At 33.4% G+C, this 9,873-nt stretch carries 11 protein-coding genes; 9 read left to right on the plus strand and 2 right to left on the minus strand.

All coding sequences use genetic code 11. The features are described 5' to 3' along the window. Nucleotide 1: 1 nt before the first annotated feature. Nucleotides 2-385 carry a translation initiation factor IF-5A gene (locus J2T59_RS05400; RefSeq protein WP_259134716.1) on the minus strand — a complete coding sequence of 128 codons (384 nt, stop codon included), beginning with the start codon at nt 383-385 and terminating at the stop codon, nt 2-4. Between the two features lie 179 nt (nt 386-564). Beyond that, the gene (locus J2T59_RS05405; protein ID WP_259134717.1) at nt 565-927 is read right to left on the minus strand and encodes a methylated-DNA--[protein]-cysteine S-methyltransferase; all 363 of its coding nucleotides are present in this window, start codon (nt 925-927) and stop codon (nt 565-567) included. A 167-nt stretch (nt 928-1,094) separates the two neighbouring features. Here J2T59_RS05405 and J2T59_RS05410 point away from each other — a divergent pair, with 167 nt between their 5' ends. The 9 genes from J2T59_RS05410 (at nt 1,095) to J2T59_RS05450 (ending at nt 9,560) form a co-directional block, all read left to right on the plus strand. Continuing rightward, entirely contained in the window at nt 1,095-1,895 is an 801-nt protein-coding gene (locus tag J2T59_RS05410) for an HAD family hydrolase (RefSeq protein WP_259134718.1), read from the plus strand. A 208-nt stretch (nt 1,896-2,103) separates the two neighbouring features. After that, nucleotides 2,104-3,714 carry a methyl coenzyme M reductase system, component A2 gene (gene atwA, locus J2T59_RS05415; RefSeq protein ID WP_259134719.1) on the plus strand — a complete coding sequence of 537 codons (1,611 nt, stop codon included), beginning with the start codon at nt 2,104-2,106 and terminating at the stop codon, nt 3,712-3,714. A 71-nt stretch (nt 3,715-3,785) separates the two neighbouring features. Then, on the plus strand, nt 3,786-5,291 hold the full coding sequence (gene mmp3 / locus J2T59_RS05420) for a methyl-coenzyme M reductase-associated protein Mmp3 (protein WP_259134737.1): 1,506 nt from the start codon (nt 3,786-3,788) through the stop codon (nt 5,289-5,291). Then, a complete protein-coding gene (locus J2T59_RS05425; RefSeq protein ID WP_259134720.1) occupies nt 5,269-5,742 on the plus strand; it encodes a methanogenesis marker 6 protein in 474 nt (157 codons plus the stop codon). Before mmp3 ends, J2T59_RS05425 begins: the two co-directional genes overlap by 23 nt. Nucleotides 5,743-5,751: 9 nt before the next feature. Continuing rightward, nucleotides 5,752-6,228, plus strand: coding sequence for a methanogenesis marker 5 protein (locus J2T59_RS05430; RefSeq protein WP_259134721.1), 477 nt, complete (start codon nt 5,752-5,754; stop codon nt 6,226-6,228). Nucleotides 6,229-6,257: 29 nt separating this feature from the next. Next, complete coding sequence (locus J2T59_RS05435; RefSeq protein ID WP_259134739.1) at nt 6,258-7,532, plus strand: methanogenesis marker 15 protein; 1,275 nt, start codon at nt 6,258-6,260, stop codon at nt 7,530-7,532. Nucleotides 7,533-7,538: 6 nt separating this feature from the next. Beyond that, nucleotides 7,539-8,132: a methanogenesis marker 17 protein gene (locus J2T59_RS05440; protein WP_259134723.1), complete on the plus strand. Its 594-nt coding sequence runs from the start codon at nt 7,539-7,541 to the stop codon at nt 8,130-8,132. Beyond that, nucleotides 8,133-9,068, plus strand: coding sequence for a methanogenesis marker 7 protein (locus tag J2T59_RS05445; protein WP_259134725.1), 936 nt, complete (start codon nt 8,133-8,135; stop codon nt 9,066-9,068). A 27-nt stretch (nt 9,069-9,095) separates the two neighbouring features. Then, nucleotides 9,096-9,560 carry a carboxymuconolactone decarboxylase family protein gene (locus tag J2T59_RS05450; RefSeq protein ID WP_259134727.1) on the plus strand — a complete coding sequence of 155 codons (465 nt, stop codon included), beginning with the start codon at nt 9,096-9,098 and terminating at the stop codon, nt 9,558-9,560. Nucleotides 9,561-9,873: the final 313 nt, after the last annotated feature.

Here is a 9,873-nt window from a genome sequence, read left to right on the forward strand (position 1 = left end):
TTTACCTAATATCTATTTTCATCTTTCCCATTGAAGTTATGTAACTGATTTCTTCTCCTTCTTTTACTTTATCCTTTAGGTCAGCAGGAATTTCAAGTTCAAAAGTAGTATAGTCATCCATGTCCATGAGCTGTGCTATGTCGTCTGTTATTGAAAGTACCTGTGCACTTTTTCTTTCAACAATTGGAGCAAAAATCTTGGATGAAACAGAACCTATTAATGAACGTTTTTGATTATCAAAAATCCCTACAGCTTCAACTCTAGCTTTTGCAGATCCATGTTTTCCAGGTTTTGATTTTGAAATACTTTTCACAACGCAAGGCTCATCATCAAGGATTACATATCGTCCTTCTTTTAATTCTTTTACATCAATTTGCTCTTTCATAATATGTCTCCAAATAAAGTTTTGTTATTATATATTTCTTGTAAAGACGAATTTATAAGTGGCTATTACTTCTTTTAGATATATATGAATTTAACGTAATGTGATAAAAAACACATTAATTTAAAGTTACTATTCAAAGTGAAATTGTCCTTATTTTGATTGTATTTGCAATCTTACGATTAAATAATATTTTCAAGTCTAAGCAATTTTTGTTTGAAGTGTAAATTAAACTCATTCTTTTTTCCAAAATATCCACCAAAATTTGTTTGTGAAATCACTCTATGACATGGAATAATCACAGGAGCAGGATTTTTTGAAAGGGCTGTTCCAACAGCTCGATAAGATTTTCCATTTCCAACTAGGCAAGCCAGCTCTTTATAAGTGATAGTAGTTCCATAAGGTACCTTTCTTACTTCTGATAATACTTTTTGTTGAAAATGAGTAAGAGTGCTTAAATCTACGTTGTACTCTAAAAAATCAATATACTCTCCGGTGAAATATTTTTCTAACTCATAAATAATCTTTTTGTTGTATTCTATCAAAATTCCACCAAAATTTAATGTTATTTATTCCATGTTATTTTATTAGACTCACTTGAAATAGTTTTAATACTGCAAATCTAAAAGGACTTTAGCTATTATTTATATATTTTAAAAATTAAGAATATAGGCATATCATTTATTATCTTATAGACTTTATATAATTATTGATGGGTAAAATAGCTGTAGTTTTTGATAGTTCTGGCACTTTAATGAAAATGTATCGTGTAGTAAAGAACCTTTCAAATGATCAACTTTACGAAAATGTTGATACAATCACTTTAGTAGCTAAAAACCCCTATAGAGCTCTGCTGTTAATAGATACAAATCCCAAAAATATTGTTGAAGAATGTGATAGCTTTTGTATATCGTCTTATATACATAATAAGGAAATTCCTATAGAAATAAGCTATTCTACAATTTACTTTTCCAAAGCTGAAGCCAACAAAATTTTAAAACTCAATAAAGATTTAAGTATAAAAGAACTTAAAGAAGTCATCTTAAATGTAAAAAACAGATGTAAAGATTCATTTTACATCGGATCTGGGCTGATTTTGAATAAAAAGATGATGTCTATTGAGTTTACAGTGTGCACAGGTGGAATAATCAATCACAACGTTCAAGCCGTGATAAACCATCTACAAGATAAAAAAGTTTGTATATATATTGCATCTGGCGACAGTATGAACAACTTGACTAGCTTGGCACGCAATATAGATATTCCAATAAATAATGTACTCGGACTTGCCGGGGTGAATAAAAAAGAAGAGTTCATAAATAAATTAAAGGATCGATATGAAAAGGTTCTAATGGTGGGCGATGGGTGTAATGACGTAAATGCTCTCAAATCTGCAGATCTGGGAATATTGATTAGAAAAAAAAGTAATCAAACTCCGATTGCACTTAGTCAAGCATCAGATTACATAGTTTCAGATATAATTGAGATATTGCCTATTGTTGATTCTCTATAATTTCTTTGCTTGTTAACATTGCTAATTATATACGACATGTTTATGTATCACAGAATCTATGAAAATATTGAATTAAATTAACCTACAATAAAAATGGCTTTTGTGTAAAGTCAATAAAGTACTTCTAATATCAAATGATATAATATTAATAAAAAGGTTCAAGTTTTAACTCCTTATTATCAACTATGTCTTCCTGAGGAGGGTATCTATGTCACTGTTTATAGAAATAAATGATTTAAATTTAAATTTTGGGGAAACAAAAGTACTAAAGAACATAAATTTAACAATAAATGAAGGTGAAGTTGTTGGAATCCTTGGTAAAAGCGGTTCAGGTAAAACGGTATTGATGCATGTTTTAAGAGGTTTTGAAGAGTATTCCGATGTTTCAGGTGAAGTAATCTATCATCTAGCAAAATGTGATTCATGTGATTATATAGATGCACCAAGTAAAACAGATGAGAAATGTCATCTTTGTTCCGGTGTATTTAAACATTTCAAGGCAGACTTTGTAAAGCTTCCACTATATGATCCTTTAAGACGGAAAATAACAAAAAGAGTTGCAATAATGCTACAAAGAACATTTGCCCTTTATGGCGATGAAAAGGTTATTGCAAACGTAACCAATGCATTAAATGAAATTGGATATACTGGAAGTGATACACTTTCAAAAGCTATAGACATATTAGATCAAGTTCAATTATCTCATAGAATTACCCATGTTGCAAGAGATTTAAGTGGGGGTGAAAAACAAAGAGTTGTCTTAGCGAGACAACTTGTAAAACATCCTATGCTTCTGTTAGCAGATGAACCAACTGGCACATTAGATCCAAATACTTCTGGCATTGTTCATGAGATTATAATGGAAACAGTAAAAGAATATAATATGACGATGATAATAACGTCTCATTGGCCAGATGTAATAAGTGATATTTCCGACAAAGCAATCTTTCTTGATGATGGAAAAATTATTGGCCAAGGTAAACCGGAGGAAGTGGCCAATGATTTTCTGAAATATGTGGGAACTGTCGAAAAGGAGTCTAGACCATCAGCAGGTGAACCAATAATTAAAGTAAAAAACTTGTCTAAAAAATACATTTCAGTTAATAGAGGAGTGGTCTATGCTATAAACGACCTATCCTTTGAAGTTAAAGAAGGAGAAATCTTTGGAATTGCAGGTGTCAGTGGGGCTGGTAAGACAACTACATCTAAAATTCTTATAGGAAACATTCAGCCAACTACCGGTGAAGTCTTTGTGCGTGTAGGTGAAGAATGGATTGATATGAAAGTACCAGGGCCTTTGAATAGGGGACGTGCAAACCAGTATATGGGTATTCTTCATCAAGAATATGGGCTGTATATCCAAAGATCTGTAATAGATAACCTTACAGAATCAATTGGACTTGATTTACCTTATGAACTAGCAGTAAAAAAAGCAATTGATACTCTTAATGCTACAGGCTTTAGTAAAAAGAAAGCAGAAAATATTTTATCGAAGTTAGCAGAAGAATTAAGTGAAGGAGAAAAGCATCGCGTTGCACTAGCTCAAGTTTTGATAAGGGAACCAAATATTGTAATTATGGATGAGCCAACTGGAACAATGGATCCCATTACTAAAAATGATGTAGCATCATCAATTTTGAATGCAAGAGATAACATGGCAGATACTTTCATTATCGTATCTCATGACATGGACTTCTTGGAAAACGTATGTGATCGTGTTGCTTTAATGAGAGATGGAAAAATAGTTGATATTGGTGAACCCAAAAAAGTGTTGTCACAACTAACAGGAAAAGAGAAAATTGAAGCTGATAAATGTTAAGTTCATGATTTTGAGGGGAGATTTTCATTTCAGATAGAATACATGTAAAAGTAAACGGGTTAGAAGCTGAACTGGACGTTGGCACAACGGTTGGGGATGTTATAGATATTTTGGAAGCACCATACAAAGCAGGTACTTCTTATGGAATATTGAAAAATTCTAATGGTTATGAAGAAAAAGAAGTATCTAGCTATAATTTAAAAACGAATAAAGGTGAAATTAAGATAGAGCTTAATAATGCAAATAAATATTCAGTTAACTTATGGCTGAATAATTTCAAAAAGTTTGAAGATGTAACCTTAAAGTGGGCTGGAATAGAATCACTTGCCTTTGGGTCAGTTCCAACAGATATTGAATTCACACGAGAATCTTTATCTTTTGAAAAGTTTGATGTCTTACTAGCTGCAGGGGGGTATGATTCAAATAGCACTCAACTAGTTTTTATAAAGGAAGGACATACGGGAGAATATGGACACTCATTTGAAGGGCCATTTGCAAGGGTAGTTGGTGGAAAGAACATAATCTCTAAGATTAGTAAAGGCGATAAAATTTTAAAAATTGAGCCTGTTCTAAAATGGGAAGATCAAGGAGAAGTCATTTTCACACCTGATTTATCTAAAACCTTGGAAAATGGCGATAACTTATTTACATTTGTTAATGTAGAGATGTCTCCTAATTCCCCACTTGGAGCAAAACACTTTTACACTCTTATTAAAGGAGGAGACTTGAAAGTTGATTTGACTGCTGGTGCTTATATATGTGATACTACTTTACATGGAGAAGAGTGCACGTACGAAAATTTCGAACCTCGTACAGAAGGGGCTGTTTTTGTTAGGACTGTGGGCTATGGTACTGGTAAAGTTTTTATATCTAAGGTGAACATGCCGGCAACATTAATGCACTCAGTTGTGGGGAATGTAACAAGTGGAATTGAGCTCGTTAAAATGGCTTCAATTGGGCACACATTAACTGTATTTGCAAATCCTCAGCAGATAATGCTTCAGGGAAAATATATTCACGAAATAAAAAAACTTCTGAGTGAATCTGAAATTGAGCTGGAAATAGTAGGAAGTAAAGATGATAATTCATTAGTAGTTTCACAAGACCCTGAAACAACTTTAGATATACTCAAAGAAAAAAAGGTGAAAGTAGTATCTATTCCCGAAACAAATTTAGTAAAAGTGAAATTGTACTATGATAATGCACCAAAAACTGTAGATTATTTTAAGAGTTCTATAGGCCTTCATTTTAATTTGGTAGGATCTTTAAAAGTTAGTATGGCTTACGATACTACATATTTGTTTGAGCCCCAAAAAAATATGAAATTGGTTAAAGAAATATTTCCTGAAAATACTCCTTCTTCTAAAGTAAATAAAGGTGACATTGGAATAACAAACCAGGCTTCTAAGCGAATGGGTACAATTGGAATAAAGACAGAGAATGATAATTTATTTGGACCAACTGGAGAGAAATTTGGAAATACTAATGTCGTGGGGAAAGTTCTTGAACCTGAAAAACTTAAACATTTGAAGAAGGGAGATTTAATGTATATAATTGAAGCCGAAGAGGGTGATTAAAATTTCTTCAGAAGATGAGAAAAAAAAAGACAATATAACTCGTATAATCGTCACTAACTCAGAAAGTATGCTTCCTTCAGATGTTATGATGAAGGTTTATCATTCTTCTTCAGATGTGACAGCAAAAGAAACCTGCTTTGGAACTATGATTAATGGACCTATAGAGTCTGTAAATAAAGTTGTTGAAGACGTTGTCTCAATGGATCCAAATCATATTTTTGTAAAAGACCGTGGATTTTTGCCAGGCGATGAAAGAAGGTGTCGAAGTAGTAGAGGGGGTGGTCCCAGGCCAGGATTTCATTTTTTAAGAGAAGAAGTAAATACCCTTCCACTAATCAGTAAAGGTTTAGAAGCATACTATAAAGGGGAATCTCCATCAAGTGGATTCGAGGCAAAACAAAAGCTAGATGCATTTAAACTAAAATATATAATTGAATCTGAAGAAATGTGAGTTGATAACTTGGCACAAATTATCATATATCCAACTACTAGCCTTATATTATCAGACCTTGTAAGAAGATTTGGTCATGAACCTTTAGTTATGATGGAGCAAATCAGAGAAAAAATCAATACAGTTGGAATCGACTCTCCTCCTCTTAATATTACTGGGCAAGAACCAAAAAAAGGTTTGAAATATGCAGCCGTTGAAGTTCCTGCAGGAGTACGTGGTAGAATGGCACTTGTAGGTCCACTTATAGACTCAGCTGAAGCCGGAATAATTGTTGATGAACCAGATATTGCGTTTGGTTGTATGGGCTGTGCTAGAACTAATGAACTCACAAAATATCTAATCAGGCAACGAGATATTCCACTTTTAGAGATATATTACCCAAGAACTGAGGATGAAGGAAAAGAATTTGTTAAACAGATTGCAACATTTTTAAAGGAATTAAACAATAACTCAAAAAACTCAGAATCTGAGGAGGAAGCTAATTGAGCGATGAACAAAATAGTACTGATCTTCCAATTTATGATGCTCAAAAAAGAAGAGTTGATAGGGCATCAAAAGAAAAATCGGTAAAAATTGCATTACTTTCATGTGGCTCAGAATATGCTGGCGTTCAAGCTGAAATTGAATCTGCTGCTAAAGATGTAAATGCTCAATTAGTTTATCCTGAGATTCCAGTAGATGAATTGGAAAATATTGGACGTGATTTTGGATTAGAAGTAGCGAGTCCTGACCTGAAACTATTAATGGCGCGTGCAAAATCAATCATAAAAGGAGACGTTAAAGTTGATGCAGTACTCATCACAACTTGCTTTAGATGTGCAGAAGCTGCTATTGTCCGAAATGAAGTAAGAAGATACATTCATAATAATATAAACCTGCCTGTTATTAGTTATTCTTTTACTGAAAGAACTAAAGCAGCAACACTTTTGACCAGAATGGAGGCCTTAACAACAGTAGCAAGGCGTAAAACTCTTTTATCCAGGGAAAAACAAAAAGGTCTTACTGTAGGCATTGATTCTGGGTCAACTACAACAAAAGCAGTTGTAATGAGAAATGATGAAATTATTGGTGAAGGGTGGGTTCCGACAGTAAAAGTTATTGATAGTGCAGAAAATGCTTTAAGAGATGCACTTGAGGAAGCTAAGGTCTCTAAAGAAGATATTCAAGCGATAGGGGCTACTGGTTATGGTCGCTTTTTAGTAGGGGATCATTTCAACGCACAAGTTGTTCAAGAAGAAATCACTGTAAATTCTAAAGGTGCTGTATACCTTGCAGATCGTCAAAAAGGTCCAGCTACTGTAATTGATATTGGGGGTATGGATAATAAAGCAATTTCAGTAGATGATGGCATTCCAGGAATTTTTACTATGGGAGGTATTTGCGCTGGAGCTTCCGGAAGATTCCTTGAAATGACCAGCAAAAGACTTGGAGTGGATATTACGGAACTTGGTGCACTTGCCGTGAAAGGTATGAAGGAAAATGTTGAAATGAACAGCTATTGTATTGTTTTTGGAATACAGTCTCTTGTAAACTCTCTTGCAAAAGGAGCTTCACCTGAAGATGTTGCTGCAGCTGCATGTTATAGTGTGGTGGAGCAAATATTTGAACAACAACTTCAAGAAATTGAGGTTAATGAACCTTTGATTTTGGTTGGGGGCTCTTCACTTATAGAGGGTATTCCACTAGCTCTTGGAGAATTTCTTAATGTTGATGTGCTTGTTCCACCGAATGCACATCTAATTGGAGCTGTAGGTTCTGCTTTACTTGCCTCTGGTTACGTTGAGGAGTAAGATATCATGGAACCTCTTGAAAAATTTATAGTCGAATCCGAAGTCGATTCTGAAGCTCAAAGCTATAAGATGGTAATGGAAGATATCATATCTGACCTAAATGTTTTAAGTTCTATTGGAAGGATATACGTTTCCGTAAGGCCAAAGGAATCTGTATTTGTGATGGCAATAATTCTTAGAAAAAGTTTTTCTCCTATCGAATTGCAGGATTTCGCAGAGGTAAATATTGAATTGTCTGATAAAAAGAAAATAGTCTTAAGTGTAAAATCTGAAAAATATTTACCGAAGACATTAGAGTTATTATGGAGCAGGTATGGGAAACATAATATTCTGCAACCAGATAGAAGGACTATAAAAATTATTTGTGAAGACCCGCATAAAGAAATTGAATATATCAAAAGTTTAGTAATTGATGACCCACAAACAACACTTAAGTCAAAACTATTAGAGTTATCAATAAGAGCAGCACCTGAAGGATTTCGGGTAAGAAACCAACAATTCTTTGACAGTAAATTTTTATTTGTAGCAAGCGAAGAAAATATAGAAACTCATTGGATTGAAGAAGCTAAAGAAATGCTAAAAAAATTGGAGGAAGCTTGAATGTCTCAAGTCCTTGAACCATATATTTACGAGGGAGGTATTCATAAACATGGACTTATCCTTGAACTTCTTGAAGATATTGGAGGATATTTAGTACAAAAGACACCAGCTGCAACAGAGGTAACATTGATCATGTTAATCCCAAAAGACGATGTACCACTTGTAGAAGATTTAGCAAAAAAATTACTTGGCAAGGTCACTCGTGCTCCTCTTACTGGAGTTGAGATTGCAGTGGTGTCACCAACTTTAGCTTATCATCATTTACCTCACTCAGCATGCGACATTGCAGAACATCTTAGGCGTGATGGTGCAAATACTAATATGATAGGATTAGCACGAGGTATGGGGAGAAGAGTTGCTAATTTAAATAATTATGAGGGCCGTTTAATCAATGAACACGATATTGCTCTTTACTCATTTGGTATTTTTCGTGACTGCATAAAAACGAAAAAAATGAAATTATTTGAAGGGATAAATATTCCAATAATTGTAACAGGTGGACCAGAAATTGCAACAGAAGAGGTACCAGGATCAGATTTATATATTGGAAATATAGGCCGAATACCTCATAGAATGAGAAAAAGCGATGAGCTGGATGCACTTGATACAATGAATAAGAAAGTAGGCGAACTAATTGATTCTATCAGGGATGATTTATCAAAAGATCCACTAGTAACAATTCCTGCGAGAGTTATGAAAGAAGTTCATGAGCAAGTACCAGCTATTAATAAAGTTTTAACGCCTTCTCCTATTACACTTCAGCTAGATGGTCTAAGAATAAAACTCCCATATGATGAATACAAAAGCAAGATACATCATATAGAGTTTGATGAAGGTTTTATACTAGGCGATATTGCTAATATTAGTCCCTCAAACATGAAAAATTATATATTAGTTAAAATAAAAAGGGAATCTGATATAGGCTTTTCAATCTAAATACTGGTTCAATGTTGGTGCTACAAAATGGAAATAAATAAAATAAGTGCAATTCTTGGAGAAAAACCAGAAGTAACCGCATCTAAACTATTAGAAGATGTAGAGAAGTATTACGGTGAAATTCCTTATATACTAAATTTCATGAAAGATCAACCTGAGATCTTAATCCCAAAGATACTTTATGATAACTCTATAATGCGTGAATTCAAGAATATAGATCCAAAAACGGTTGAAATGATTTGTATTGGAGTCTCAGCTGCGCTTAAGTGTGAACACTGCCTAAAAATGCATATCAAAACGGCTAAAAAGCTGGGTGTCGAAAAAAATGAAATATTTGATGCAATACTTATTGCTGGTACTTTATCTAATGCAGCTGTACTTGCAGAGGGAACTAGATCAATTGACTCTGTTTTGAATTCGGAAGACGACAACTCATGTGATGATACTTGTGAAGTTTGTAATATTTCAGAAAGCAATTTTAAGAAATCTTGATTGATAATTTTGATTTTCGAGTATAATAGCTTTCTTTGAACATATACTCTTTGCTATTTATCTATTTAGCTCATTCATTTAGTAGTTAAATCTATACAACTTTGAGATAAAGAGAGCTATTGAACTTCCCCCTCCAAATTTTATTTATAACACTTCCTTTAATAAATAACTGTTTTAACTATAATTATTGCACTGTACATAAATTTATATTCTTATTACCTAAGTTTGCCAGTTTAAACTATTTTTGATTAAATATTACTAATTTTTGTCGGAAAATGAGTTTGCCAGTTCAGCTAATTTTGTTGATTTTACT

Origin of the sequence: Methanosalsum natronophilum (assembly GCF_024808815.1) — an archaeon.
GTDB lineage: Archaea > Halobacteriota > Methanosarcinia > Methanosarcinales > Methanosarcinaceae > Methanosalsum > Methanosalsum natronophilum.